Raw genomic sequence first — 26,002 nt, forward strand, 5'->3', positions numbered from 1 at the left:
TACGCGGGCGGAGAACCGATGCTTTATCGCCGTTTCGAAAGACTGATCGACATTTTCCGCGATGCCCCGACGGCGGCTCCACCGAGCCGGGTTCTCTCCTTCTATACCTACTACCTGAAGCAGGTCTGGCCAATCTTCGCCGTTTTGTTGGTCGTCGGCCTGTTCGGCGCGCTGATCGAAGTGGCGCTGTTCAGCTACCTGAGTCGCATCATCGACCTGACCCAGAGCACATCCAACGTCGACTTCTTCAAGGTCCACGGCGTGGAATTGGCCTGGATGGCGGCGGTTGCGCTGATTCTGCGGCCGCTGTTCCTCGCCCTGCATGACATGCTGGTGCACCAGACTTTGAGCCCCGGCATGACCAGCCTGATCCGCTGGCAGAACCACAGTTACGTGCTCAAACAGAGCCTGAATTTCTTCCAGAACGACTTCGCCGGGCGCATCGCCCAACGCATCATGCAAACCGGCAACTCCCTGCGCGACTCTGCCGTGCAAGCGGTGGATGCGCTGTGGCACGTGCTGATCTACGCGATCAGCTCGCTGGTGCTGTTCGCCGAAGCCGACTGGCGCTTGATGATCCCGCTGCTGATCTGGATCGCTGCCTACATCGGCGCGCTCTACTACTTCGTGCCGCGGGTGAAAGAGCGTTCGGTGGTGTCCTCCGATGCACGCTCCAAACTCATGGGGCGGATCGTCGACGGCTACACCAACATCACTACCCTCAAGCTGTTCGCCCACACCAACTTCGAACAGCAGTACGCCCGCGAAGCCATCGCGGAACAGACCGAAAAAGCCCAACTGGCCGGCCGTGTGGTCACCAGCATGGACGTGGTCATCACCAGCATGAACGGCCTCTTGATCGTCGGCACCACCGGGCTGGCCCTGTGGCTGTGGACGCAGTCGCTGATCAGCGTGGGCGCGATTGCCTTGGCCACCGGGCTGGTGATCCGCATCGTCAACATGTCCGGCTGGATCATGTGGGTGGTCAACGGCATTTTCGAAAACATCGGCATGGTCCAGGACGGTTTGCAGACCATCGCCCAACCAGTCAGCGTCACCGACCGCGAACAGGCAAAACCCTTGGCGGTGGCCCGTGGCGAGGTGCGTTTCGAACACGTCGATTTCCACTACGGCAAGAAGAGCGGGATCATCGGCGGCCTCAACCTGACCATTAAGCCCGGCGAAAAAATCGGCCTGATCGGCCCCTCCGGCGCCGGCAAATCGACGTTGGTCAACCTGCTGCTGCGCCTGTATGACGTGCAGGGCGGGCGGATCCTCATCGACGGCCAGAACATCGCCGAAGTCGGGCAGGAAAGCCTGCGCGAACGCATCGGCATGATCACCCAGGACACCTCGCTGCTGCACCGTTCGATCCGCGACAATTTGCTGTACGGCAAACCCGACGCCACCGACGCCGAACTCTGGGAAGCGGTGCACAAGGCCCGTGCCGACGAGTTCATCCCGCTGCTGTCGGACTCCGAAGGCCGCACCGGTTTCGATGCTCATGTGGGTGAGCGCGGGGTGAAACTCTCCGGCGGCCAGCGTCAGCGGATTGCCATCGCCCGGGTGCTGCTCAAGGACGCGCCGATCCTGATCATGGACGAAGCCACCTCGGCGCTGGACTCGGAAGTCGAAGCAGCGATCCAGGAAAGCCTCGAAACCCTGATGCAGGGCAAAACCGTGATCGCCATCGCTCACCGTCTCTCGACCATTGCCCGGATGGACCGGTTGGTGGTGCTGGAAAACGGCAAGATCGCCGAAACCGGCAGCCACGCCGAACTGCTGGCCCATGGCGGTTTGTATGCGCGGTTGTGGCAGCACCAGACCGGCGGGTTTGTCGGGATCGATTGAGCCCGCGAAGATCAAAAGATCAAAAGATCAAAAGATCAAAAGATCAAAAGATCTTGGCGCCATCAACCACACAGCAGAACACCAGAAACCGCCAGAACCCGCCAACCACGGGCTCTGGCGGTTTTTTATGGTCACTGGAGTTCCGTAAAAATCCTGCTGTACTCAGCCAAGGTACTGGAGGTTCCGAAGTCCATCTGCTGGATGCACAACGACAGTGTTATCTCGATAGGGAAACTCGCTATGTCTTTGTTCAAACGTTCGGCTACAGAATTGGTAGGTACGTTCTGGCTGGTATTGGGGGGTTGCGGCAGTGCGGTTCTGGCGGCAGCGTTTCCAAACGTGGGGATCGGTTTACTGGGGGTGTCCCTGGCATTCGGTTTGACGGTACTGACGATGGCCTTCGCCATCGGCCACATCTCGGGTTGTCATCTAAACCCTGCGGTTTCGGTCGGACTGGTCGTCGGCGGACGCTTCCCTGCCAAAGAACTGCCCGCCTACATCATCGCCCAGGTGATTGGCGGGATCATCGCAGCGGCCTTGCTGTACTTCATTGCCAGTGGCAAACCCGGCTTCGAACTGGCCAGCGGCCTGGCGTCCAATGGCTACGGCGAACACTCGCCAGGTGGCTACTCGATGGCGGCGGGGTTTGTCAGTGAACTGGTGATGACCGCCATGTTCATCCTGATCATTCTCGGCGCCACCGATAAACGCGCCCCGGCCGGGCTGGCACCCATCGCCATCGGCCTGGCGCTGACCCTGATCCATCTGATCTCGATTCCGGTCACCAACACCTCGGTCAACCCGGCCCGCAGTACGGGTCCGGCGCTGATTGTCGGCGGATGGGCGATTCAACAACTGTGGCTGTTCTGGCTGGCGCCGATTCTGGGGGCGGTCATCGGTGGTGTGATGTATCGCTGGCTGGGCAAAGAAGACAGTTAATCTGCGCGACTGAGCCTGCAATCAACGGCGAAGCTCAGCCTTGTCGATAAGGCAAGGCGGTCTTCGCCTCTTCTGCATACCCCAGCACCCCGACGCGTTCGCGCTCGAGGAAGTCTTTCACCGCCGACTTCAAGCCCGGATGGCGTAGGTAATGCCAGGAATGGGTGATCACCGGTTCAAAGCCACGAATCAGTTTGTGTTCGCCCTGAGCGCCGGCGTCGAAACGCTGAAAGCCGTTGGCAATGGCGTAATCCATACCCTGATAGAAACAGGTCTCGAAGTGCAGGCGATCGAACTCCGCCAGGCAACCCCAGTAACGACCATAAAAGCTGTCGCCGCCGACCAGGCTGAAGGCCATGGCCACCGGCCGTGAACCTTGTTTGGCCAGCACCACGCGAATCGACTCCGGCATGCGCTCGGCCAACAGACTGAAAAATTCCCGCGTCAGGTAAGGCGTCTGCCGACGCACCGCGTAGGTATTGGCGTAGCAGGCGTACACGAAGTCCCACTGCGCCTGGGTCAGCTGCCGGCCTTCCAGCCATTCGAAGTCGATGCCCTGCCCTGCCACTTGCTCACGCTCCTTGCGCATTTGCTTGCGCTTACGCGAACTGAGGGCGTCGAGAAAGTCCTGAAAATCCCGGTAATCACGATTCTGCCAGTGGTACTGACAGCCAATGCGCTGCAACCAGCCTGGCTGTTCGGCCAATGCAGCGTCGGTGAACGGATCGGTGAAATTGATGTGGGCGCTGGAAAGTTTTTCTATCTCCAGATAACCCGGCAGGCTCTGCAAGAGTTCGAAACCGTCCTCGATCGTCGCCGCCAGCAATCGCGGCCCGCTGACCGGACTGAACGGCACCGCCGTCAACAGTTTGGGGTAGTAGTCGATGCCCGCACGCTCACAGGCATCGGCCCAGGCATGGTCGAACACGTATTCGCCGTAGGAATGCCATTTGCGGTAACTGGGCAGCGCGGCGATCAGGCGCTCGCCTTCGACATGCAGCAGATGCTCGGGCTGCCAGCCGGAATGCGGGCCCAGACTGCCGCTGTCTTCCAGTGAACCGAGGAACGCATGGCGCAGAAACGGCTGATTCTCCGGCACCAGGGCATCCCAGGTACAGGGTGCGATTTGCGACAGTGTATGCAGACATTGCAGCGGCATTTTCCTCTCCACATCTTGGCGTGACAGCTCCACGAGTATCGCCGATCGCAGGGCGATCCACACGCGTCAATCCGATACAAGGCTCTGAATCGGGCATTTCAGAAACGTTTGTATCGTCATCGACCTGCCATCACTTCGCCACTGACCTGTCATAAACCATCGCGATACTGGCGCCTGTTTTTAGAGCGTCGGGTTCTACCCGGCCACTGTTTTCCGACCTTCAACTGTCGGTTGTGTCCAGGATGGTTCAGCCATCCCTCTCATCTTCGGAGATTGCTATGCGTCTTGCTTCCACGAAAACTGCGGCGGCCTTGTGTGGTGGCCTGTTGCTGGCCATGAGTGTTCCGGCCAGTGCCGCAGTCGACGCCAAACTGCTCGACATGCTCAAGGCTAACGGTTCTATTTCCCAGGCGCAGTACGTTGAACTGCAAGCCGAACTTGCCAAGGATCAGAAGGCTCAGCAAATCGCGCAGCAGGCGCAGCAAGAGACCAACGAACAAATAGCGGTCGCCGCGAAGAAAGCCAACGAGTTGAGCGCCTTCGACCAGAAACTGGCCTGGGCCGCCAAGACCCAGTTCAAGGGCGACGTTCGCGTACGCCAGGAAACGGTCAAGATCGACGGCGAACCCAACAACGGTGGCCGTGACAAGGATCGTCAACGCATCCGCGCCCGTCTGGGTGCCTACAGCGAAATCAACCCGCAAGTGGACACCGGCATCCGCATTGCCACCGGCGGCGGTGACGATGCTCGCTCGACCAACCAGGACATGGACAACTACTTCGACAAGAAGCAGATCTGGCTGGATCTGGGCTACATCGACTACCACCCGGACGCCATCAAAAACCTGCATGTGATCGGCGGCAAGATGCTGCAACCATGGGTCAGCATGGGTGATGTGATCTGGGACAGCGACATCAACCCGGAAGGTCTGGCAGTGACCTACAAATACCCACTGGGCAGCAGTGCCGAACTGTTCGGTAGCCTGGGCAACTACAACCTCAAGGACAACGTCGACGGCGAAGGCGTGCAATTTCGTCACGACCTGCGTCTGACCGCCGGCCAGTTGGGCAGCCGTTTCGCCATCACCGACAACCTGAAACTGACCGTCGGCGGCAGCGTCTATGCCTACCAGAACGACGAAGACAGCCGTTGCACCGGCACGTCCACGCCGTGCGCCCTGGCCGTCAACGGCAACTCCGCCAACAACGAGTTCCGTCTGTACGAAGGTTTCAGCCAGATCGATATCGGCGGCCTGCCGATGCCACTGTCGTTCTACGGCCAGTATGTGAAGAACAACGATGCCGTGACCGATCAGGACACTGCCTGGCTGGTCGGTGCCAAGTCGAAAGTCTTCGGTTTCAACCTCGACTACAACTACCGCGACGTGCAGCGTAACGCCGTGGTCGGTGCCTTCACCGACTCGGACTTCGCCAACGGCACCACCGGTTCTCGCGGTCACAAGTTCAAAGTCGGTTACGACATCGACAAGAACTTCGCCCTCGGTGCCACTTACTTCCTGACCAAAGCCGACTTCTCCAGCCGTACCCAGCGTGATGCCAACACCAACACGCTGCAACTGGACGCAGAAGCGAAGTTCTAAGCTGCGAAGCAATACACTTCAAACGATGCGGTTTACATACGGTCGTGTCGTTTGAAGAGGTTCAACAGTCTGGCGCGGGGCAACGATCCCCATCATCCGTTCGTTTCACCCGCGCCGGCCTGTGCTTTCCTTCAGGAACGATCTTTACGCCGCTGCGCCGCCAGCCGCTCGGCCAGTGCCTCCACATCCTCGACCGGTTTCTGCGGCATCACCCGCAAGGTCGCCTGCATCAACCGCATCTGCCGAATGAATCGCCGACAATTGGGGCAAAACATCAAGTGATGCCGCATCATCAGACGCTCGCGAAAACTCAACTGGCCATCGAGATAATCACTGGAGCGCGCCACTTGTTCCTTACAGGTCAGCATTCGCCGGTTTCCTCAAAATGTTCTACGGTCGCAAAGACCTTCAACCGTGCCCGATGCAGCAGCACACGAACATTGGAGAGTGAGATTTCCAGAAGATTACAGATCTCTTCCAACTCCAGCCCCTGTCGCTCGCGCAACAGCAAGACACTGCTTTGCAGTTCCGACAGGCTGAGCAATGTGTGTTCCAGGCATTCGCGCAGTTCGTTTTCAGTCAACAGCGCCTCTGGCGTGTCCTGATGCCAGGCGAACGGCGCCACCAGCCAATGACCATCACTCGATGAAAAACGATCGTCATCGATCGTACCGTGAGGCGACGGCAGGTCATCGAGCAACACTTCCCGGCGGTTTTGCTTGTAGCGACTCTTGGCCGAGTTGGCGGTGATGGTCAGCAGCCAGGTCTTGAGACTCGAACGCCCCTCGAACCCGCCCAGATTACGCACTACTGACAGCCATGCGTCCTGCACCACTTCGTCGGCATGCCGGTTACCGACGATCGCATAAGCCACCGCACGCATGGCGCTCTGGTAAGTACTGACCAGTTCCTTGAAAGCCTTCTGCTCGCCCGTCAGCAGGCGTTCGAGCAATAGGGTGTCGTCAGCAGCAGCCATTGATGCCTCTTGTCCGAATCAGTGGGGACACAAAAAAAGATCGCAGCCTTCGGCAGCTCCTACAGTTCGATCGTATCCAACCACGATACCGGGTTGAAATCCAATGCTGTAGGAGCTGCCGCAGGCTGCGATCTTTTCAGGCTATATCAGCGCTTGCGCAGAATCACGCTGCCAATCGAGTAACCAGCGCCGAACGAGCTCAGTACGGCCAGCGAACCACTGACCAGATCGTCCTGATTCTTGTGGAACGAAATCACCGAACCGGCAGAGCTGGTGTTGGCGTAAGTATCGAGAATCACCGGGGCTTCTGCTTCGGTAGCTTCGCGGCCCAGCAGCTTCTTGACGATCAGGTGGTTCATGCTGAGATTGGCCTGGTGCAGCCAGAAACGCTTCACGTCACTGACGTTGAGCTGGTTTTCTTCCAGGTGCGTGGCGATCAGCTCGGCGACCATCGGGCAGACATCGCGGAACACCTTGCGGCCTTCCTGGACGAACAGCTTGTCGGGGGCACCGATGCCCTCTTCCGCGGCGCGGTTGAGGAAGCCGAAGTTGTTGCGGATGTTGTTGGAGAACTTGGTCAGCAGTTTGGTGCTGACCACGTCGAACTGGTACTTGGACGTCGCCAGGTCGGCGCGCTCGATGATCACCGCAGTGGCGGCGTCGCCGAAGATGAAGTGGCTGTCGCGGTCACGGAAATTCAGGTGACCGGTGCAGACTTCCGGGTTAACCATCAGGATCGCCCGGGCCTGGCCCAGTTGCACACTGTTGGCGGCGGCCTGGATGCCGAAGGTTGCCGAGGAGCACGCCACGTTCATGTCGTAACCGAAACCCTGGATACCCAGTGCTTCCTGAACTTCGATGGCGATGGCCGGGTAGGCGCGCTGCAGGTTGGAGCAGGCGACGATTACACCGTCGATGTCAGCGGCGGTCTTGCCGGCACGCTGCAAGGCTTGCTCGGCCGCGCCAATGGCCATCTGGCACAGCACCGACCACTCGTCGTTGGAGCGCTCGGGCAAGCGTGGCGCCATGCGTTGCGGGTCGAGGATGCCCTCTTTGTCCATGACAAAGCGGCTTTTGATGCCGGAGGCTTTTTCGATAAACGCTGCGCTGGATTCGGTCAATGCCTGGATTTCGCCGCGCTCAATGGCCTCGGCGTTGTCGGCGTTGAACTGCGCGACGTAAGCGTTGAAAGACTGCACCAGCTCTTCGTTGGAGATGCTGTTGGCCGGGGTGTATAGGCCGGTGCCGCTGATGACGACGTTATGCATGGTCGTTTCTCTAATCCGTTCAGGCAGAAAGCGCTGGCACCGACGTACCAACACACAAAGGGTCTATTCCAGGTTCCAGACGCAAACCTGGCATCGCTTTATTCCGATCCGCCCAGGCCCGGAAGGCTCAAAACCGCGGGGCCGGCGTTTATAGGCGCGAAGTTTGCCATAAACGCTGGCTTTTGGCCCCTTTTGCCAAGCGATGTAATGCAATACCTACAGTAGACCGCAGAGGCTCAAGGAGATCGGGTTTATGCCTCGACCTGGCTCCATTGCTTGCTCAAGCGCTTGTCGGAGATCGGCACCTTGGTTCCCAATTGCTGCGCGAACAGCGAAACCCGGTACTCCTCCAGCCACCAGCGATACAGCTCCAGCTGCGGATCGCGTTTGCCTTCCTGAGCGTGTTTGTTGGCACGGGTCTGGTATTGGGTCCAGAGCCCGGACAATTCTCCGCTCCAGACCCGGTCCTTCTGCACCTGTGCGCCGAGTTTCTCGAAACGCTGCTCGACGGCCTTGAGATAACGCGGCAGTTCCTTGAGCCACAGCATCGGCGTTTCCCGCACGAATCCCGGGTACACCAGATGGCTGAGCTGCTGCTTGATGTCGTTCAAGGCCACGGCTTGTGCCAGGTCGATCTTGCCCTTGAAGCGTTTTTGCAGGCCGTGCCAGTGCTTGAGAATCTCCAAAGTCAGCCTGGCCAGACGTTCGGCGTGCTCGGTCCAGGCGCCACGTTTGCGCTCGGCCAGGGATGCCAATCCAGCGCCATCGCGTGGCAACGGCTCTTCACCGTCGAGGATGCAACTGTCCAGACTGGCCAGCAGAATGTCTTCCACCAGGCTGTCGATGCGCCCCAGTTCGCGGTACATCAGGCCCAACTCGGTCAGCCCCGGCAACTTGCCGCGCAAGAACTTCGCCGGCTCCGCCAGTTGTTGCATCAGCAAGCGCTGCAAGGCCCGGCGATGCTGGAACTCGGCTTCGGCCGGGGTCGAGAAACGTCCTTCCTTGACTGTACCGCCCTCTTCCACCAGCGCCGGATACACCGTCATCGACAGCCCGGCAATCTTCTGTTGGGTTTTCTCGGCGACGGCGGCAAAGACCTTCGCCTCCACCGGTTGCTGACTTTTCGCGGTTTGCGGCACGGCCAAGGCGGCCTGACTGGCCTCGGCAAAGCGTGCGGTCAACTCCGCCAGATCACGCCCTTCGCCAAGGAACTTGCCCTGGCCGTCGACGATTTCCAGGTTCATTCGCAAATGGCTTTCGACCTGCTGCGACGCTTCGGCCCAGGCCTCATCGCTGACCCGCGCGCCGGTCATGCGCAATAACTCGCGGCCCAGCGCCAGAGGCAATGAGCCCTCGCCAAAAGTCATGCGCTGCATCGCGGCTTTGACGAAATCCGGCACCGGCACGAAATTCTTGCGCAGGGCCTTGGGCAGGTTGCGCACCAGCGCAATGCACTTGGCCTCGATCACGCCCGGCACCAGCCATTCCAGGCGTTCCGGCGGCAGCATCGGCAACAGCGGTGCGGGTACGCGCAAGGTCACGCCGTCACGCGGATGGTTGGGCTCGAAGTGATAACTCAGCGCCAGTTCCAGGTCGCCGATGTGCAGGGTGTCGGGGTAATGCGCGGCGGTGACTTCACTGGCTTCGCGGGCCAGCACGTCTTCTTCGCGCATGATCAGCAGCTGCGGGTCTTTCTGGCTGTTGATCCGATACCAACTGTCGAAGGTCGCGGTCTGATGGATCTCCGCCGGCAGGCGCGCATCGTAGAAGGCGAACAGGGTTTCTTCGTCGGCCAGAATGTCCCGGCGGCGCGCCTTGGCTTCCAGTTCGTCTAGCTGTTCCAGCAGTTGCTTGTTGGCTGTCAGGCACTTGGCTTTGGATTGAATCTCGCCGCGCACCAAGGCTTCGCGGATAAACAATTCGCGGGACACCACCGGGTCGACCGGGCCGTAATGCACCGGCCGGCGTCCGACCACGATCAGCCCGAACAGGGTGATTTGCTCGAAGGCCACCACCTGTCCACGCCTCTTCTCCCAATGGGGTTCGAAGTGATTTTTCTTGATCAGGTGCCCGGCTAGCGGCTCGATCCAGTCGGCGTCGATCTTGGCGACCATCCGCGCGTAAAGCTTGGTGGTTTCCACCAGCTCGGCGGTCATCAGCCATTGCGGGCGCTTCTTGCCCAGGCCTGAGGATGGGTGAATCCAGAAGCGTCGCTGACGGGCGCCGAGGTAATCGCCGTCTTCGGTTTTCTGGCCGATCTGGCTGAGCAAACCCGAAAGCACGGCTTTGTGCAGTTTCGGGTAATCCGCCGGCTCTTTGTTGAGGCTCAGCTGCATATCGCGGCAGATCAGGCTCAACTGGCGATGGGAGTCGCGCCACTCGCGCAGGCGCAGGTAATTGAGGAAATTCTTGCGGCACCAGTTGCGCAGCGGACTGGCCGTCAGGGCTTGGCGTTGTTCTTCAAAACCTCGCCACAGATTGACCAGCCCGGCGAAGTCCGAGTCCACGTCTTTCCACTGGGCGTGGGCCTGATCGGCGGCTTGCTGACGCTCCGGCGGGCGCTCGCGCGGGTCCTGGATCGACATGGCGCTGGCGACAATCAGCACTTCCTGCAAGCTGCCGAGTTTCGCCGCTTCCAGCAGCATGCGGCCCATGCGTGGGTCCACTGGCAGTCGCGCCAGTTGCCGACCGAGCGGGGTCAGCTGGCTGTTGCGATCCACCGCCGAGAGTTCTTGCAACAGGTTGAAACCGTCGCTGATGGCCTTGCCATCCGGCGGTTCGATAAACGGGAAATCAGTGATCTCGCCGAGACGCAGATGGAGCATCTGCAAAATCACCGCCGCGAGGTTGGTCCGCAGGATCTCCGGGTCGGTGAATTCCGGCCGACCGATGAAATCTTCTTCGCTGTACAAGCGCACGCAGATACCCGGCTCGACCCGCCCGCAGCGACCTTTACGCTGGTTGGCACTGGCCTGGGAAATCGCTTCGATCGGCAAACGCTGGACCTTGGCGCGGTAGCTGTAGCGACTGATGCGCGCGGTGCCGCTGTCGATCACGTAACGAATGCCCGGCACCGTCAGCGAGGTTTCCGCAACGTTGGTCGCCAGAACCACTCGACGCCCCGGATGCGACTGGAAAATCCGCTGCTGCTCGGCCGGCGACAGCCGTGCGTACAACGGCAGAATCTCGGTGTGCTTGAGCTGAGCCTTGCGCAGCATGTCCGCCGCGTCACGAATCTCGCGCTCGCCGGGCAGGAACACCAGCACGTCGCCGGGGCTCTTGCGCTCACTGCGTTCGAACGCGGCGATTTCGTCGAGGGTCGCGAGGATCGCCTGATCCACGGTCAGGTCATCCTCGACACGGTTGCCCTCCTCGTCCTGCTCCAGGGTCAGCGGGCGATACCAGGTTTCCACCGGGAAGGTGCGGCCGGAGACTTCGACAATCGGCGCATCGTCGAAGTGCTTGGAGAAGCGCTCCAGGTCGATGGTGGCCGAGGTGATGATGACCTTCAGGTCCGGACGACGGGGCAGCAGGGTTTTCAGGTAACCGAGCAGGAAGTCGATGTTCAGGCTGCGTTCGTGGGCTTCGTCGACGATGATCGTGTCGTAGCGTTCGAGGTAGCGGTCGTTCTGGGTTTCCGCCAGCAGGATGCCGTCGGTCATCAGTTTGATCAGGGTGTTGGCATCGCTCTGATCCTCGAACCGCACCTGATAGCCGACCAGCGCACCCAAAGGTGTCGCCAACTCTTCAGCGACCCGGCTCGCCACGCTGCGGGCGGCGATTCGACGCGGCTGGGTGTGGCCGATCAGGCCGTGCTGGCCGCGACCGATTTCCAGGCAAATCTTCGGCAACTGGGTGGTTTTACCCGAACCGGTTTCGCCGGCAATGATCAGCACCTGATGTTTGAGCAACGCCGCTTTGATTTCGTCGCGCTTGGCGGCGATCGGCAGGCTGTCGTCGTAACGAATCACCGGCAGGCTGGCGCGCCGCGCCAACACCTGATCACAGGACGCCTGCGTGCGCGTCACCCACTGGGCCAGCTTGGCCTCGTCAGGTTTCTTGCGCAGCTCAAGCAACTGCCGCCGCAGCCGGTGGCGGTCGGCGAGCATGGCGTGATCGAGGTTTTTCAGCAGTTTGTCGATGGAAGGCGATTCGTCAGTCATCAGGTACGCAAAAGTCGTCTAGTGGCGCAGGAGGCGGATTGTCGCAGATTTGGCAGGGATTGCGGGTGGTTCTACTGTAGGAGCTGTCGAGTGAAACGAGGCTGCGATCTTTTGATTTTGATTTTGATTTTGATTTTTAAAGACAAGATCAAAGGATCGCAGCCTCGTTTCACTCGACAGCTCCTACAGGGGAGTAATGTTATTCGTTATCCAGGCCCTTGCGCCGATACGGAAACACATCAATCACCTTCCCCGCCCGAATCGCTTCCTGCAGCCCCTTCCAGTAATCGGCGTTGTACAGCTCGCCGTGCAACTGATCGAACAACTTTCGCTGCCCGGAATCGGCAAACAGGAACGGTGGAAACTCCTCGGGGAACACATCCAGTGGCCCGATCGAGTACCACGGTTCGGAGGCCATTTCGTCTTCCGGTGTGCGCGGTTGCGGGATGTGGCGGAAGTTGGCTTCGGTCAGGAAGCAAATTTCGTCGTAGTCATAAAACACCACGCGACCATGACGGGTGACGCCAAAGTTTTTCAGCAGCATGTCGCCGGGGAAAATGTTCGCCGCCGCCAGTTGCTTGATCGCCAGGCCATAATCTTCCAGCGCCTCGCGCACCTGCGCTTCGTTGGCGTGTTCCAGATAAAGGTTCAACGGCGTCATCCGGCGTTCGGTCCAGCAGTGACGAATCAGCACCGTATCGCCTTCCACCGACACCGTGGACGGCGCCACTTCAAGCAGTTCTTCCAGGCATGCCGGCTCAAACTTGCTCAGGGGGAAACGGAAGTCGGCGAACTCCTGGGTGTCGGCCATGCGCCCGACCCGGTCGACGCTTTTCACCAGGCGATACTTTTCGATCACCGTGGCACGGTCAACGTTTTTCGACGGCGAGAAGCGGTCCTTGATGATTTTGAATACGGTGTTGAAGCCCGGCAGGGTAAACACGCTCATGACCATCCCGCGCACGCCGGGGGCCATGATGAACTGGTCGTCGGTGTTGGCCAGGTGATTGATCAGCGCCCGGTAGAACTCGGACTTGCCATGCTTGTAGAAGCCGATCGAGGTGTACAGCTCGGCGATGTGTTTGCCTGGCAGGATGCGTTTGAGAAAGCCGATGAACTCCGCCGGTACCGGCACATCGACCATGAAGTACGAACGGGTGAAGGAGAAGATGATCGACACCTCCGCCTCGTCGGTGATCAAGGCATCGATCTGGATGCCCCGGCCTTCGCGATGCAGCAGCGGAATCACCAGTGGCCATTGATCGTCCTGAGTATAAATGCGCCCCACCAGATAGGCGCCCTTGTTGCGGTAGAGCACCGAGGAAAACAGCTCGACACTCAGTTCCGGGTCCTTGCAGACCCAGTCCGGCAGGTTCTCGCGCAGTTGCGCTTCGAGGCGGCGCAGGTCGCCGGGCAAATCGGCGTAGTCCTCGCTGAAGCGGAAGTCGGTAAAGATGCTCGCGAGCATGCCCGACAACTGGCCATGGGGCTTGTAAGTGCGGGTTTGTGCCGCCCGGGCGCGGCGCAAACTCGGCCGCGTAGTGTGGATGAACATGCAGCCATCGCTGATCAGGTCGTGGCTGAACAGCCCGCAGAAAATCGAGTTGTACCAGGTCTCGGACAGTTCATCGTCGAAGCGCAGGTCGATCAGGCTGATATAGGCGCTTTTGACCAACGGCCAGCTGCTGACGTCCATCAGCACATCGGCGGCGAACGACTGATGCAGGCGCCCGACCGTTTCGCCGACTTTCTCTTCGTAGAGGTTGATCCGCGCCGCCGACGCGACTTGTGTCGCCTGCCACTGGGCTTGCTCGAAGCGGCCTCGGGCACCGTCGGTGATCTGACGGAAATGCTCGCGGTAATCGTCAAAGCCATCGAGGATCATTCGGGCGATGTCGGCGGCTGGCCATTGCTGCGGCATGATGGAACCTCTGCGGATATTCCGGAAGGCTGAGCTTATCCAGTGAACCGGGTGCAGGAAAAGCCTAATTTTCGAGCCAGACCCGCGCTGTCGCGACCGGCGAATTCAATGCTCGTTTTTCGGTTGCCATCGATAAGGCACTCGGCAACACTCTCGTCCCCATCAAGAGGAGTGCACCGTGAGCCCTGTCGATATTTTTCGTTTGCTGTCGTTGGCGGCTATCTGGGGTGCGAGCTTCTTGTTCATGCGCATTATCGCCCCAGTGATTGGCACAATCCCCACTGCCTTTTTCCGTGTATCGATCGCCGCTGTCGGGCTGCTGGTGATCGTCGGGCTGCTGCGTATCAGCTGGGATTTCAAAGGCAAACTCAAGACGGTGATGCTGCTCGGAGTAATCAACTCCGGGGTTCCGGCGACGCTCTATTCCGTGGCCGCGCAAGTGCTGCCGGCCGGCTATTCGGCGATTTTCAACGCCACCACGCCGTTGATGGGCGTGTTGATCGGCGGGTTGTTCTTCAGTGAAAAACTCACCGGAGCGAAGGTCTGCGGGGTGTTTCTCGGCCTGTTCGGCGTCGGCATCCTCACCCGCGCAGGTCCGGTGGCGTTCGATATGCAACTGCTGATGGGCGCACTGGCGTGCCTGATGGCCACCACCTGCTATGGCTTTGCCGGCTTCCTCGCCCGCCGCTGGCTCGACCAGGCCGGCGGCCTCGACAGTCGCCTGTCGGCCCTGGGCAGCATGCTCGGCGCCACCTTGTTTTTGCTGCCGCTGTTCGGCTACAGCGTGATCAACCAGCCACCGGCGAGCTGGGGCGGCTGGAGTGTCTGGTTGTCGTTGCTGGGATTGGGCTTGGGCTGCACCGCGTTTGCCTACATCGTTTACTTCCGTTTGCTCAGCTCGATCGGCCCGGTGAAGTCGATGACCGTGACCTTCATGATTCCACCGTTCGGGGTGTTGTGGGGCGCGCTGTTGCTGGATGAGCCACTGTCGATGGCGCACCTCTATGGCGGAGTGTTGATTGCGGCGGCGTTGTGGCTGGTGTTGAAGCCGGCGGTAGTGAAGCCGGTTGAGGTGGTTGCCCGATAAAACCGCCTTCGCAGGCAAGTCGGATCACCTACAAGGCCCGGAGCTCATGCCCCGGGCCTTGTTTGTTTCAAGCAGTCTTACGGAACACAAACACCAGACCGACAATGATCAGCCCCATGCCCAGCAGGCTCAACGCCGCCAGCCGGTTGCCGAATATCAGGTAATCCATCACCGCAGTCACCGCCGGTACCAGATAAAACAGACTGGTGACATTCACCAAATTGCCCCGGGCAATCAGCCGATACAGCAGCAGCGTCGCCAGCACCGATACCACCAACCCCATCCACAACACCGGCACAATGAACCCTGTGCTGCGTTCGACGTGAAACGGCTGGAACGGCACAAACACCCCGCACAGCAACAGCCCGGCCAGGTACTGCACCGGCAGTGTGCCGAGAGGATTGTCGGTGATGCGTTTCTGCATGATCGAACCGAACGTCATGCTCGCCAGTGCTAACAGTCCGCAGAGCATCCCGGCCAACGACATGCCTGCCAACCCAATGCCCTGATAGACCACCATGATCAACCCGGCCAAGCCCAGCGCCAGGCCGAACATTCGGCTTATTGATCGGTGCCGCTCCATGATCACTACGGTGAGAATCGGTTGAACGCCCATGATGGTTGCCATCACCCCCGGCGTGACGTTCGAGTCGAGGGCCAGCAAGTAGAAAATCTGATAAGCCCCCAGCAACACCACGCCCGTTGCCATCGCATACAACATCGGCTTGCCGCCCTTGGGCTGCTTCAGCTTGAGCAACGGCACCAGCAGCACCAACCCGCATAAGGCGATGGCGAAGCGAACCAGCAGAAAGGCAAAGGGTGAGGCGTGGGCCAGCCCCCATTTGGAGAAAATCGCCCCGCTGCTCCACAGCAGAACGAACAGGCACGTGGACGCCGCCGCAAGCGCGGACTTTTTCGAAAGGACAAACATGAATACCACCTGTAGTCAGGCAAAAAGCCAACTCAGCCGAAGCTGAAATTCAGTCGTTTTCAGACGGGCACAGGGGGACAGCGGAAAAAGCTGATCAGCCCGAGAAGCCAACGCCTGGCGGTGATACGACGACGCACACCGGCGTGCTACTGACAGGTGGAGGGTAATGACTGATCTGCGCAGGCTGCTGATTCCCGCACGGCACGACGCCAGCGTTGACCGCTGAATCGACTACCGCGTTGATAAGGGAAGCTGGCATGGGCTGATCTTTTTTGATGGGTGGAACGGTGGCTCAGAAAACCACCGAGCGCCGACTATAACCAGCGCGTGACATGGATTGCAATGACTTGACCAAATGGCCAGTAACGACAGCCAGGGAAGTGCTGCTTACTCTGGGAGAAATGGAATCGCCCGCTATGGGGGTCATGGAATGCAAGAGATCAAATGCCAAGGGAACGGACTCATCTTCGGTATCAGTTGTATCGGTCAAGGGCTAGAAAGCTTGCCACCGCTACCATCGCTCGGCTGCACCATGAGTTGGGTCAGGCAGGACCAATCGACGTGGATTTATCCAGGGTTCGCTTCGAAGCGATTAGCGCGCAGGCACTGGATGCATACGATCACTGGAACGATCCACATTTTTCATGGAGTGAAGTCGTTGGATGGAAGACCAGAGAGCCGATGGGTTTCGACCTGGCGATCTGGTTTGACCTTGAGTTATGTGGGCTTTGCTTTGCGAATCCAAACCAGAGCCGGTTGAGGGTAAAAATCGTGCGACTGGAAGGTAAACCAGATAAAGATCATCCCCTGAAGAGCCGGATTGCAACGCTGACATTGACCGCAGTTACCCACTATGCGCGAATCATTGGCAGCAAACAGATCGAAATTCAGGAGCCCTTAGAAGGTGCTATCGCGATATACCAAAAACTTGGTTTCGAATTCAACGTAGAGGGTCGGCTTGTGATGCTCGTAGAGTGCGACTAGTATCGGACCAATTGTTCATTTAACGATCAACGCTGGAGGTTCAATGAAAGCTCTCGTTGAAAGCAATGCTTCAGACAGACAATCAATCAAGACAAGTCGGAAACGTCCTTCCATGGAGCTACCCGAAAGTCATTTGCGTCGTATCAAAGAGGCGCTGGCTAACCCCATAGTTGAAGAGCCTGTCGGTGTTCTCGCCGGGGCATCTCTCAGCTTGTCCTCATAAAAAACCGCTCCCCAGGAGCGGTTTTTTCATTCCATGGTCAGCCTCAACCAAACAACCAGTACCCCAACAACGTCAACACCACCACCGCCAGCACCGGTCGCAGCACGCGATAGGCCTTGGGGTTGCGGCGCTTCCACTGCTTGACCACACCGCTGAATTTGTCGCTGAAGCTCTTGCTCCAGGCATAGGCCTGGTTGATCCCGCCAACGCGTTCATCGTCAAGGTTCTGTGGCGCTGTAGCGCGCCCCAGCCAGCCGCTGATCCAGCGGTTGATGCGGGTCATCAGGCGGTTGCTCAAGGGGCGTTCGATGTCGCAGAACAGGATGACGCGGGTTTGCTCGGTTTCGTTCTTGACCCAATGCACGTAGGTTTCATCGAACATCACGTCTTCGCCATCACGCCAGGCGTAGACCTGACCGTCGACGAAGATGCGGCAATCGTCGGAGTTCGGCGTCGACAACCCCAGGTGATAACGCAGGGAACCGGCGAACGGGTCACGATGCGGATTGAGGTGACTGCCACCGGGAAGCAGCGCGAACATGGCACCTTTGACATTCGGGATGCCGCTGACCAAGGCCACGGTTTTCGGGCACAAGGCTTCGGCCGACGGCAACGGTTTGTCGTACCACTTGAGGTAGAAACGCTTCCAGCCCTTCTTGAAGAACGAACCGAAACCGGCATCGTTGTTCTTCTCGGCGGCGCGAATGTAGCCCTCGTCGAACAGGTGCATGGCTTCGTCGCGGATAACTTCCCAGTTGTCCCTGAGCACGTCGAGTTCCGGAAACTTGCTGCGGTCCAGATAGGGCTTGGACGGCACACCGGAGAACAGGTACATCAAGGCGTTATAGGGCGCGAACAGGGCCGAGTGATTGACGAACTGACGCAAGACCGGCAAACGCGCCTTGCCACGCAAATGCACATAGAGCGTGCTGCCGAGGAACAGCAGCAACACCGACGCCTTCGCGACAAAGGAAAAGCTCATCTACGACTCCTTGAGAATAGGAAACTCCGCACAACGTCATTTACCCGACGTGGCAGTCGGCCATGATAAACACTACCGGCCTCGGGAAAAACCCGCATAACTCAACATTCAGTGTTAAGGATTGTGCAATAAAGCACTTCTTAACATAAGGTTCCTGAACGGGGGCTGACCTGAATCAACCCCCGTTCGGCTGCAAAGCAGTCATAAAACGTTATTGCTGATTTTCCTGCTCGGTAAACAAATCGCTGAACAGCATGCTCGACAGGTAGCGTTCGCCGGAGTCGGGCAGGATCACCACGATGGTCTTGCCCTGCATTTCCGGGGTTTCGGCCAGGCGTACGGCCACCGCCATGGCGGCGCCGCAAGAGATGCCGCTCAAAATCCCTTCTTCTTGCATCAGGCGCAGGGCCATCGCCTTGGATTCGTCGTCGCTGACCAATTCCACCCGATCGACCATCGACAGGTCCAGGTTCTTCGGCACAAAACCAGCGCCGATGCCCTGGATCTTGTGGGGGCTCGGTTTGATCTCTTCCCCGGCGATCGCCTGGGTGATAACCGGCGACACCACCGGCTCCACCGCCACCGAGAGAATCGGTTTGCCCTGGGTATTCTTGATATACCGCGAAACCCCGGTAATGGTTCCACCCGTCCCGACGCCCGCTACCAGCACGTCGACTGCACCGTCGGTATCGTTCCAGATTTCCGGCCCGGTGGTTTTTTCGTGAATGGCCGGGTTGGCCGGGTTTTCGAACTGCCCCGGCATGAAGTAGGTGGATGGGTCACTGGCGAGGATTTCGGCGGCCTTCTCGATCGCGCCTTTCATGCCTTTGGCCGGCTCCGTCAATACCAGTTCGGCGCCAAGGGCCTTGAGCACCTTGCGTCGCTCGATACTCATGGACGCGGGCATGGTCAACATCAGCCGATAACCACGGGCGGCGGCAACGAATGCCAGGCCGATACCGGTATTGCCCGAGGTCGGTTCGATGATAGTCATGCCGGGCTTGAGTTTACCGCTGCTTTCAGCGTCCCAGATCATGTTCGCGCCGATTCGGCACTTGACCGAATAACCGGGGTTGCGTCCTTCGATCTTGGCCAGAATGGTGACACCGCGCGGGGCGATACGGTTGATCTGCACCAGCGGCGTATTGCCGATGGAGTGGGCGTTGTCAGCATAGATACGGCTCATGGCTGGGTCCTTATACCGCGTTGAATTAGCCCACCAAGGTATGCCTGTTGCTCGTGGTCGTCCAGTCAGTCGAACGTCCGGCTGCCACAGCAGTCAACCGCTTTACACCGCCAGAGATTTGCCGCCATGAAGCGTCGATACAGTTGGCCCCTGGTGACCCTCGCGGGCCTCCTCATGCTGCTGGTTGCCGTGCACATCGCCCTGCCCTACATCGTGCGTGATTACCTGAACGACCGATTGGCGAATATGGGTGATTATCGCGGGCAGATTACCGACGTGGACCTGGCCCTGTGGCGCGGTGCCTACAAAATCAATGGGCTGAAAGTCGTCAAGGTCGAGGGCAAGGTCCCGGTGCCTTTCGTTAACGCGCCATTGATCGACCTCTCCGTCAGTTGGCATTCGCTCTGGTACGACCATGCCGTGGTGGGCGAGGCCGAGTTCGACAAACCCGAAGTGAACTTCGTCGATGGTGGCGCCAACAAGAAAAACTCCCAGACCGGTGAAGGCACCGATTGGCGAGCACAATTGGAGAAATTGCTGCCGATCACCCTGAACGAAGTGCGGATCAACGATGGCCGGATCACCTTTCGTAACTTCAATTCAAAACCGCCTGTCAATATGAATGCCACCCAGGTCAATGCCACCATTTACAACCTGACCAACGTGGTCGACAAAAAAGGCAAACGCGACGCACGTTTCGACGGCAAGGCCCTGTTGCTCGGGGATGCGCCGCTGGAAACCACGGCAACTTTTGATCCATTGAGCGACTTCCAAAACTTCCAATTCCGCCTGCGCGTCAAGGACCTCGAACTCAAACGCATGAACGACTTCGCCGCGGCCTACGGCAAGTTCGACTTCAATGCCGGCCATGGTGACCTGGTCATCGAAGCCGAGGCCAAAAAGGGTCAACTCACCGGCTACATCAAACCGCTGTTGCACGACGTCGATGTATTCAATTGGCAACAGGACGTGGAAAACAAAGACAAAGGGATTTTCCGTTCCATCTGGGAAGCGCTCGTCGGCGGCACCGAGAACGTGCTGAAGAACCAGCAGAAAAACCAGTTCGCCACTCGCGTCGAGCTCAAGGGCAACGTGCATCAGCGAGATATCAGCGCGTTCGAGGCTTTTTTGCAGATTTTACGTAATGGTTTCATTGAAGCATTCAATGCCCAGTACGAACGATCCAAGCCGGATTCTGGCTAAGATTTTCGTGTAACGGTGTAACGACCGGTTTCTTCCGCCGCCCGCGCCGGGTTCGATTGCTGCTGCAAAAAGTCCCAACCCAGACAAGCCAACGCCAGCGACCGAGGCACTGCTTCACGACCGCTGCTGTAGCGACTAATACTGCGGGCACTGACTCCCAGCGCCTCGGCCGCCTGATTCAGCGGCAACCCGGTGCGAGCACGCCAATCGATAAAAATACGAGTGTTTTCATCCGTTGCATTCTGCGCGAGCGCATCCAGGTACAGCGTGTCCGCGCCGATCTGGATATCCAGCTCGGGCCACTCCACGCTCCAGCCATCGTCACCCAGGGTTGCGCCTTCAAAAGCACCGCTCTCCAGCAATGGCTGCAACCCCGGGTATGAGCGCAGGTCGCGACTTAAATCGAGGCTCAGTTGCTGGCCATCGATAAAAGTCAGCGCCAGACGGTGATCCGGCAACGCCAGCACGGCCGACAGCCGTGGTCGTTTCATGGGTAACATCGTTTCCAATCCTCCAACAATTGCACCTGATGAGTTCTGACCCACTCCAGCGCTTCCTTGATAATCAGCGGCGGCGCCTTGCCCCTCATCACTTCGACAGTTTCGAGGCTAAGCATCACGTCCAACCCGCCACCGGTCAGGTGGACATGGGGTGGCGGATGATCCTTCTCGCGCAATTGAATGCGGTACGTATCGCGAAATCGATATTTAGTAGACATGCCCCGCAAGCTATCGCCAAAATGGCGATATCTCAATACTGGCCAGCAGCCGAGACTGAGTCAAGATGTGACGCCCCATTCAGAGACTGAATAAGCCGTCTGCGTTCACAGTCGACCGACCTGCGCGTTATAGTCGAGCCTGACAATTTATTGCGCCCCGCCCTGCCTCGTTCAGGTCGGCGTTACCGTTCGAGGATTAGCAGATGAAGTTCGAAGGCACCCAGGCCTACGTCGCCACCGATGACCTGAAGCTGGCGGTCAACGCCGCCATCACCCTGGAGCGGCCACTGCTGGTCAAGGGCGAGCCAGGCACCGGCAAGACCATGCTCGCCGAGCAACTGGCCGAGTCCTTCGGCGCCAAGTTGATCACCTGGCACATCAAGTCCACCACCAAAGCGCATCAAGGCCTGTACGAGTACGACGCGGTCAGCCGCCTGCGGGACTCGCAACTGGGCGTGGACAAGGTTCACGACGTCCGCAACTACCTGAAAAAGGGCAAGCTCTGGGAGGCTTTCGAGTCCGAAGAGCGGGTGATTCTGCTGATCGACGAAATCGACAAGGCCGACATCGAGTTCCCCAACGACTTGCTGCAAGAACTCGACAAGATGGAGTTCTACGTTTACGAGATCGACGAGACCATCAAGGCCAAGAAGCGTCCGATCATCATCATTACCTCCAACAACGAGAAAGAGCTGCCGGACGCTTTCCTGCGCCGCTGCTTCTTCCATTACATCGCGTTCCCCGATCGCGTGACGCTGCAAAAGATCGTCGACGTGCACTACCCGGACATCAAGAAAGACCTGGTCAGCGAAGCGCTGGATGTGTTCTTCGACGTGCGCAAAGTGCCGGGCCTGAAGAAAAAGCCCTCGACCTCCGAACTGGTGGACTGGCTGAAACTGTTGATGGCCGACAACATCGGCGAAGCGGTGCTGCGCGAACGCGATCCGACCAAGGCCATTCCGCCGCTGGCAGGCGCCCTGGTGAAGAACGAACAGGACGTGCAATTGCTTGAGCGTCTGGCGTTCATGAGCCGTCGCGGCACTCGCTAAGTACCAATAAGGGCGATCGCCATGCTGCTCAATCTGTTCAACGAAATGCGCGCAGCCAAGGTGCCGGTCTCGGTGCGTGAGCTGCTGGACCTGATCAACGCGCTGAAGCAGCGCGTGACCTTCGCCGACATGGACGAGTTTTATTACCTGTCCCGGGCGATTCTAGTGAAGGACGAAAAGCATTTCGACAAGTTCGACCGGGCGTTCGGTGCCTACTTCAACGGTCTGGAAAAGCTCGACGATCACCTTCAGGCGTTGATCCCCGAAGACTGGCTGCGCAAGGAATTCGAACGTTCCCTGACTGACGAAGAGCGGGCCGCGATCCAGTCCCTCGGCGGCCTGGACAAGCTGATCGAAGAGTTCAAGAAACGCCTGGAAGAACAGAAAGAACGCCATGCCGGCGGCAACAAATGGATCGGCACCGGCGGCACCAGCCCGTTCGGTTCCGGCGGTTTCAACCCGGAAGGCATTCGGGTCGGCGATGCCGGTAAGCGCCAGGGCAAAGCGGTGAAAGTCTGGGATCAGCGCGAGTACAAGAACCTCGACGATTCGGTGGAGCTGGGCACGCGCAACATCAAGGTCGCCCTGCGTCGCTTGCGTAAATTCGCCCGTCAGGGCGCGGCGGAAGAACTGGACATCGACGGCACCATCGACCACACCGCGCGCGATGCCGGGTTGTTGAACATCCAGATGCGTCCGGAGCGGCGCAACACCGTCAAGTTGCTGCTGCTGTTCGACATCGGCGGCTCGATGGATGCCCACGTGAAGATATGCGAAGAGTTGTTCTCGGCCTGCAAGACCGAGTTCAAGCATCTGGAGTACTTCTACTTCCACAACTTCATTTATGAATCGGTGTGGAAGAACAACATGCGCCGCACCTCCGAGCGCACCGCCACCCAGGACTTGCTGCACAAGTACGGCGCCGACTACAAAGTGATCTTCATCGGCGACGCCGCCATGGCGCCCTATGAAATCACCCAGGCCGGCGGCAGCGTCGAGCACTGGAACGAAGAAGCCGGTTACGTGTGGATGCAGCGCTTCAAGGAAAAATACAAGAAGCTCATCTGGATCAACCCGTACCCGAAAGACACCTGGGGCTACACCTCGTCGACCAACATCGTGCGGGACTTGATCGATGATCAGATGTATCCGCTGACGTTGCGGGGGTTGGAGGAAGGGATGCGGTTTCTTTCCAAATAACCGCCTAAAAAGATCGCAGCCTGCGGCAGCTCCTACAGGAGATTTGCGTACACCCGTGAAACATCGGGCGGACACAACTCTGTAGGAGCTGCCGCAGGCTGCGATCTTTTGATCCTCAAATAAACCGGCGCAAATACTCGACTTGTTCGCGATGCGCGACATCCTGCACCACCGGTTTCAACCGCACCTTCGCCCCCGGCAAACACTGCGCCAATCGCGCCAATGCCAACGGTGTCAATGCTCCCAACCGTGGATAACCGCCAATGGTCTGCCGGTCATTGAGCAGCACAATCGGCTGCCCATCCGGCGGCACCTGGACCGCCCCCAGCGGGATGCCTTCGGAAATCATCGGCTTGCCCTGATACTGCAAAGCCGTTCCCAACAGACGAATGCCCATGCGATCGGCGCGACTGTCGAGGGTCCAGACGCTGTTGAATGTGTCAAACAGACTCTGCCCGCTGAATTCACCGATTTGCGCACCAAGCACCAGGTCCAGCGGCGTATCGAGGTTGAAATCCGGAACGTGCTCGCGAGGCAGTTCCCGTACCAGCAGCGGCGCCTCGGTGGAGTACTTCAACGACGATCCCTTGGCCAACGCCCGGCCCATGCCGTCGAGGCCGCCGAGTTCCTCACGCACCACAGTCGCAGTGCTGCCCAGCACCTTCGGCGCATCAAACCCGCCTGGTGCCGCGAGGTACGCCCGAGCGCCAAGCAACGGTTGCGTGAATTGCAATCGTTGACCTTTGCCCAGTTTGAAACTGCGCCACGGCGCCAGGGGCTGGCCATCAATCTGCGCCCCAAGATCGGCACCCGCCAATGCCAGCAAGCAATCGTCCTCGGCCACCACACTGAACCCGCCGAGGGTGATTTCGATCACCGATGCATCCAGCCCATTGCCCAGCAACCAGTTGGCCCACGACATCGACCGCCAATCCAGCCCGCCGCCCTGGGTCACGCCCAGATGCCGCACACCAAATCGCCCGGCGTCCTGCAACAGGCAAAGCGGTGTACTTGCTTCAATCGTCAGTCGGCTCATGCCAAGGTCTCCAACGGCGTGTCGTCACCGCCCAGGTTGATGAACTCGGCATGACTGACCGCCTCGAAGCGCACCGTGTCGCCCGGTTGCATCAAGCTGTAGCCGTCGCGTTCACGGTCGAACAATTTGGCCGGGGTGCGACCGATCAGGTTCCAGCCGCCGGGGGACACTACCGGATAAGCCGCCGTCTGGCGTTCGGCGATGCCGACACTGCCGGCGGCGACTTTTTTGCGCGGGGTACTCAGACGCGGTGCGGCCAACACTTCTTCCACCAACCCCATGAACGCGAACCCCGGCGCAAAGCCCAACGCGAACACCTGATACTCGTGTTCGCTGTGACGGCGGATCACTTCATTCACCGCCAAGCCGCTACGCTGGGACAACAGGTTCAACTCCGGCCCAACGCTCAAGTCATACCAGACCGGCAGCACATGGCATTTCCCCTTGGCCCGAGCGTTGGGCGTCAGATCGATCAGGGCTTGAGCGATCAACTCCCGGGCCTGGGCCGGGGTCAATGCCATCAGATCGTAATGCACCATCAGCGTCGTGTAGGACGGCACCAGATCGATCAAATGGCTGGCGAATGCTTCTCGCAAACGCTCACTGGCAGCCAGCATCCACGGCATGTTGGCCTCGGCAATTTCATCGAACAGGCGCACCATCAGGCAATCGAGCGCCACCACTTCCACCCGTGGTTTCATGATGCGCTCTGCTGATTCAAGGCCTCGCGAATGCGTTGCACAGCGGCCACCGAACTGGCGTTGTCGCCGTGTACGCACAAGGTATTGGCCTGCAAGTGCAAGGCGCTGCCATCGCTGGCCGTGAGGTTGTCACCGCGGGCAATGATCAGCGCCTGCTCAATGATTTTCTCGGGATCGTGATGCACGGCCCCCGGTAGTTGCCGCGAGACCAGCATTCCGGCGCTGTCGTAAGCGCGATCGGCGAAGGCTTCAAACCACAGGGTCACGCCGTATTCGTCGCCCAACTGCTGGGCGGCGCTGTTGTCGCGAGTGGCCATCAGCATCAGCGGCAGTGTCCGGTCATAGGCCGCCACGGCCTGGATCACCGCACGCAATTGCGCCGGGTTGGCCATCATGTCGTTGTACATCGCGCCGTGGGGTTTGACGTAACTCACCCGCCCGCCCTGAGCCCGGCAAATGCCGTCGAGGGCACCGATCTGGTAGTGCAACAGGTCCTGCAGTTCCTGGGCGGTATACACCATGGAGCGGCGGCCGAAACCGACCAGATCCTGATAGGCCGGATGCGCGCCGATCTGCACGCCGTTGCTCAGGGCCAGGCTGACGGTCTTGCGCATGATGCTCGGGTCGCCGGCATGAAAGCCGCAGGCGATGTTGGCGCAGTCGATGAAGGGCATGACCTCGGCGTCCAGACCCATGGTCCAGTTGCCGAAACTCTCGCCGATGTCGCAGTTCAATAGCAGGCGGTTCACGGTGAACACTCCTGTAGGCTTTTATCTTTTTAGCTGAAGGGCATCTGCCCCTCAGATTATCAGTTACCGGACATT

The 26,002-nt window shown here is 59.2% G+C and carries 23 protein-coding genes; 9 read left to right on the top strand and 14 right to left on the bottom strand.

All coding sequences use genetic code 11. The features are described 5' to 3' along the window. Positions 1–18: 18 nt before the first annotated feature. Both ACEN9A_RS22360 and aqpZ read left to right on the top strand, forming a co-directional pair. Entirely contained in the window at positions 19–1,851 is a 1,833-nt protein-coding gene (locus ACEN9A_RS22360) for an ABC transporter ATP-binding protein (protein WP_258670722.1), read from the top strand. Between the two features lie 240 nt (positions 1,852–2,091). After that, on the top strand, positions 2,092–2,790 hold the full coding sequence (gene aqpZ, locus ACEN9A_RS22365; protein WP_018926734.1) for an aquaporin Z: 699 nt from the start codon (positions 2,092–2,094) through the stop codon (positions 2,788–2,790). A gap of 34 nt (positions 2,791–2,824) precedes the next feature. On the opposite strand, the gene ACEN9A_RS22370 is transcribed toward aqpZ, so the two are convergent. Beyond that, positions 2,825–3,949, bottom strand: coding sequence for a GNAT family N-acetyltransferase (locus tag ACEN9A_RS22370; RefSeq protein WP_258670725.1), 1,125 nt, complete (start codon positions 3,947–3,949; stop codon positions 2,825–2,827). Between the two features lie 278 nt (positions 3,950–4,227). On the opposite strand from ACEN9A_RS22370, the gene ACEN9A_RS22375 reads away from it, so the two are divergent. Beyond that, complete coding sequence (locus ACEN9A_RS22375) at positions 4,228–5,550, top strand: putative porin (RefSeq protein ID WP_018926736.1); 1,323 nt, start codon at positions 4,228–4,230, stop codon at positions 5,548–5,550. A gap of 131 nt (positions 5,551–5,681) precedes the next feature. On the opposite strand, the gene ACEN9A_RS22380 is transcribed toward ACEN9A_RS22375, so the two are convergent. The 5 genes from ACEN9A_RS22380 to aceK all read right to left on the bottom strand — a co-directional run bounded on the left by ACEN9A_RS22380 (position 5,682) and on the right by aceK (position 13,878). Next, a complete protein-coding gene (locus tag ACEN9A_RS22380) occupies positions 5,682–5,918 on the bottom strand; it encodes an anti-sigma factor family protein (protein WP_007934080.1) in 237 nt (78 codons plus the stop codon). Then, positions 5,912–6,526, bottom strand: a complete 615-nt coding sequence (locus ACEN9A_RS22385; protein WP_258670728.1) for an RNA polymerase sigma factor — start codon at positions 6,524–6,526, stop codon at positions 5,912–5,914. The genes ACEN9A_RS22380 and ACEN9A_RS22385 overlap by 7 nt, the downstream gene beginning before the upstream one ends. A gap of 146 nt (positions 6,527–6,672) precedes the next feature. After that, positions 6,673–7,794, bottom strand: coding sequence for a beta-ketoacyl-ACP synthase III (locus ACEN9A_RS22390; RefSeq protein ID WP_019648021.1), 1,122 nt, complete (start codon positions 7,792–7,794; stop codon positions 6,673–6,675). Between the two features lie 251 nt (positions 7,795–8,045). Next, on the bottom strand, positions 8,046–11,957 hold the full coding sequence (gene hrpA, locus ACEN9A_RS22395; protein WP_258670731.1) for an ATP-dependent RNA helicase HrpA: 3,912 nt from the start codon (positions 11,955–11,957) through the stop codon (positions 8,046–8,048). A gap of 199 nt (positions 11,958–12,156) precedes the next feature. Next, complete coding sequence (aceK, locus tag ACEN9A_RS22400; RefSeq protein ID WP_258670734.1) at positions 12,157–13,878, bottom strand: bifunctional isocitrate dehydrogenase kinase/phosphatase; 1,722 nt, start codon at positions 13,876–13,878, stop codon at positions 12,157–12,159. 178 nt (positions 13,879–14,056) lie between these two features. On the opposite strand from aceK, the gene ACEN9A_RS22405 reads away from it, so the two are divergent. Next, positions 14,057–14,965, top strand: a complete 909-nt coding sequence (locus ACEN9A_RS22405) for a DMT family transporter (RefSeq protein WP_258670737.1) — start codon at positions 14,057–14,059, stop codon at positions 14,963–14,965. 67 nt (positions 14,966–15,032) lie between these two features. Here the strand turns inward: ACEN9A_RS22405 and ACEN9A_RS22410 are convergent, their stop codons facing one another. Then, positions 15,033–15,896: a DMT family transporter gene (locus ACEN9A_RS22410; protein WP_258670740.1), complete on the bottom strand. Its 864-nt coding sequence runs from the start codon at positions 15,894–15,896 to the stop codon at positions 15,033–15,035. A gap of 444 nt (positions 15,897–16,340) precedes the next feature. On the opposite strand from ACEN9A_RS22410, the gene ACEN9A_RS22415 reads away from it, so the two are divergent. Both ACEN9A_RS22415 and ACEN9A_RS22420 read left to right on the top strand, forming a co-directional pair. Next, positions 16,341–16,880, top strand: coding sequence for a hypothetical protein (locus tag ACEN9A_RS22415; RefSeq protein WP_258670743.1), 540 nt, complete (start codon positions 16,341–16,343; stop codon positions 16,878–16,880). Between the two features lie 43 nt (positions 16,881–16,923). Then, positions 16,924–17,103 carry a hypothetical protein gene (locus ACEN9A_RS22420; protein WP_413386007.1) on the top strand — a complete coding sequence of 60 codons (180 nt, stop codon included), beginning with the start codon at positions 16,924–16,926 and terminating at the stop codon, positions 17,101–17,103. Positions 17,104–17,146: 43 nt separating this feature from the next. Here the strand turns inward: ACEN9A_RS22420 and ACEN9A_RS22425 are convergent, their stop codons facing one another. After that, the gene (locus ACEN9A_RS22425) at positions 17,147–18,085 is read right to left on the bottom strand and encodes an aspartyl/asparaginyl beta-hydroxylase domain-containing protein (protein ID WP_258670745.1); all 939 of its coding nucleotides are present in this window, start codon (positions 18,083–18,085) and stop codon (positions 17,147–17,149) included. A gap of 211 nt (positions 18,086–18,296) precedes the next feature. After that, positions 18,297–19,271: a cysteine synthase A gene (gene cysK / locus ACEN9A_RS22430; RefSeq protein ID WP_007934098.1), complete on the bottom strand. Its 975-nt coding sequence runs from the start codon at positions 19,269–19,271 to the stop codon at positions 18,297–18,299. A gap of 126 nt (positions 19,272–19,397) precedes the next feature. Between cysK and ACEN9A_RS22435 the strand changes: the two genes are divergently transcribed. Further along, positions 19,398–20,474, top strand: a complete 1,077-nt coding sequence (locus ACEN9A_RS22435; RefSeq protein WP_258670748.1) for a DUF748 domain-containing protein — start codon at positions 19,398–19,400, stop codon at positions 20,472–20,474. Here ACEN9A_RS22435 and ACEN9A_RS22440 read toward each other — a convergent pair. Continuing rightward, positions 20,471–20,974 carry a DUF2442 domain-containing protein gene (locus tag ACEN9A_RS22440; protein WP_258670750.1) on the bottom strand — a complete coding sequence of 168 codons (504 nt, stop codon included), beginning with the start codon at positions 20,972–20,974 and terminating at the stop codon, positions 20,471–20,473. The genes ACEN9A_RS22435 and ACEN9A_RS22440 overlap by 4 nt on opposite strands. After that, entirely contained in the window at positions 20,962–21,192 is a 231-nt protein-coding gene (locus tag ACEN9A_RS22445) for a DUF4160 domain-containing protein (protein ID WP_258670752.1), read from the bottom strand. The genes ACEN9A_RS22440 and ACEN9A_RS22445 overlap by 13 nt, the downstream gene beginning before the upstream one ends. A 203-nt stretch (positions 21,193–21,395) precedes the next feature. Here ACEN9A_RS22445 and ACEN9A_RS22450 point away from each other — a divergent pair, with 203 nt between their 5' ends. Both ACEN9A_RS22450 and ACEN9A_RS22455 read left to right on the top strand, forming a co-directional pair. After that, positions 21,396–22,241, top strand: a complete 846-nt coding sequence (locus ACEN9A_RS22450) for an AAA family ATPase (protein WP_019580803.1) — start codon at positions 21,396–21,398, stop codon at positions 22,239–22,241. A gap of 21 nt (positions 22,242–22,262) precedes the next feature. After that, complete coding sequence (locus ACEN9A_RS22455) at positions 22,263–23,441, top strand: vWA domain-containing protein (protein ID WP_030132618.1); 1,179 nt, start codon at positions 22,263–22,265, stop codon at positions 23,439–23,441. Positions 23,442–23,556: 115 nt separating this feature from the next. On the opposite strand, the gene ACEN9A_RS22460 is transcribed toward ACEN9A_RS22455, so the two are convergent. Genes ACEN9A_RS22460 through ACEN9A_RS22470 form a run of 3 tightly spaced genes read right to left on the bottom strand, consistent with a single transcriptional unit; the run spans position 23,557 to position 25,927 of the window. After that, positions 23,557–24,477 (bottom strand): 5-oxoprolinase subunit C family protein, encoded by a 921-nt coding sequence (locus tag ACEN9A_RS22460; RefSeq protein ID WP_258670756.1) that lies wholly within the window; start codon positions 24,475–24,477, stop codon positions 23,557–23,559. Next, entirely contained in the window at positions 24,474–25,178 is a 705-nt protein-coding gene (pxpB, locus tag ACEN9A_RS22465) for a 5-oxoprolinase subunit PxpB (RefSeq protein WP_258670759.1), read from the bottom strand. Before pxpB ends, ACEN9A_RS22460 begins: the two co-directional genes overlap by 4 nt. Further along, complete coding sequence (locus ACEN9A_RS22470; RefSeq protein ID WP_258670761.1) at positions 25,175–25,927, bottom strand: 5-oxoprolinase subunit PxpA; 753 nt, start codon at positions 25,925–25,927, stop codon at positions 25,175–25,177. Before ACEN9A_RS22470 ends, pxpB begins: the two co-directional genes overlap by 4 nt. Between the last annotated feature and the right edge of the window lie 75 nt (positions 25,928–26,002).

The organism is Pseudomonas sp. Pseusp18 (assembly GCF_059506005.1).

What these genes read in the sequence shown, in the direction of transcription:
- ACEN9A_RS22360 (WP_258670722.1), top strand. Translation starts at nt 19, where the DNA reads ATGCTTTATCGCCGTTTCGAAAGACTGATCGACATTTTCCGCGATGCC.
- aqpZ (WP_018926734.1), top strand. Translation starts at nt 2,092, where the DNA reads ATGTCTTTGTTCAAACGTTCGGCTACAGAATTGGTAGGTACGTTCTGG.
- ACEN9A_RS22370 (WP_258670725.1), bottom strand. Translation starts at nt 3,949, where the DNA reads ATGCCGCTGCAATGTCTGCATACACTGTCGCAAATCGCACCCTGTACC.
- ACEN9A_RS22375 (WP_018926736.1), top strand. Translation starts at nt 4,228, where the DNA reads ATGCGTCTTGCTTCCACGAAAACTGCGGCGGCCTTGTGTGGTGGCCTG.
- ACEN9A_RS22380 (WP_007934080.1), bottom strand. Translation starts at nt 5,918, where the DNA reads ATGCTGACCTGTAAGGAACAAGTGGCGCGCTCCAGTGATTATCTCGAT.
- ACEN9A_RS22385 (WP_258670728.1), bottom strand. Translation starts at nt 6,526, where the DNA reads ATGGCTGCTGCTGACGACACCCTATTGCTCGAACGCCTGCTGACGGGC.
- ACEN9A_RS22390 (WP_019648021.1), bottom strand. Translation starts at nt 7,794, where the DNA reads ATGCATAACGTCGTCATCAGCGGCACCGGCCTATACACCCCGGCCAAC.
- hrpA (WP_258670731.1), bottom strand. Translation starts at nt 11,957, where the DNA reads ATGACTGACGAATCGCCTTCCATCGACAAACTGCTGAAAAACCTCGAT.
- aceK (WP_258670734.1), bottom strand. Translation starts at nt 13,878, where the DNA reads ATGCCGCAGCAATGGCCAGCCGCCGACATCGCCCGAATGATCCTCGAT.
- ACEN9A_RS22410 (WP_258670740.1), bottom strand. Translation starts at nt 15,896, where the DNA reads ATGTTTGTCCTTTCGAAAAAGTCCGCGCTTGCGGCGGCGTCCACGTGC.
- ACEN9A_RS22415 (WP_258670743.1), top strand. Translation starts at nt 16,341, where the DNA reads ATGCCAAGGGAACGGACTCATCTTCGGTATCAGTTGTATCGGTCAAGG.
- ACEN9A_RS22420 (WP_413386007.1), top strand. Translation starts at nt 16,924, where the DNA reads ATGAAAGCTCTCGTTGAAAGCAATGCTTCAGACAGACAATCAATCAAG.
- ACEN9A_RS22425 (WP_258670745.1), bottom strand. Translation starts at nt 18,085, where the DNA reads ATGAGCTTTTCCTTTGTCGCGAAGGCGTCGGTGTTGCTGCTGTTCCTC.
- cysK (WP_007934098.1), bottom strand. Translation starts at nt 19,271, where the DNA reads ATGAGCCGTATCTATGCTGACAACGCCCACTCCATCGGCAATACGCCG.
- ACEN9A_RS22435 (WP_258670748.1), top strand. Translation starts at nt 19,398, where the DNA reads ATGAAGCGTCGATACAGTTGGCCCCTGGTGACCCTCGCGGGCCTCCTC.
- ACEN9A_RS22440 (WP_258670750.1), bottom strand. Translation starts at nt 20,974, where the DNA reads ATGTTACCCATGAAACGACCACGGCTGTCGGCCGTGCTGGCGTTGCCG.
- ACEN9A_RS22445 (WP_258670752.1), bottom strand. Translation starts at nt 21,192, where the DNA reads ATGTCTACTAAATATCGATTTCGCGATACGTACCGCATTCAATTGCGC.
- ACEN9A_RS22450 (WP_019580803.1), top strand. Translation starts at nt 21,396, where the DNA reads ATGAAGTTCGAAGGCACCCAGGCCTACGTCGCCACCGATGACCTGAAG.
- ACEN9A_RS22455 (WP_030132618.1), top strand. Translation starts at nt 22,263, where the DNA reads ATGCTGCTCAATCTGTTCAACGAAATGCGCGCAGCCAAGGTGCCGGTC.
- ACEN9A_RS22460 (WP_258670756.1), bottom strand. Translation starts at nt 24,477, where the DNA reads ATGAGCCGACTGACGATTGAAGCAAGTACACCGCTTTGCCTGTTGCAG.
- pxpB (WP_258670759.1), bottom strand. Translation starts at nt 25,178, where the DNA reads ATGAAACCACGGGTGGAAGTGGTGGCGCTCGATTGCCTGATGGTGCGC.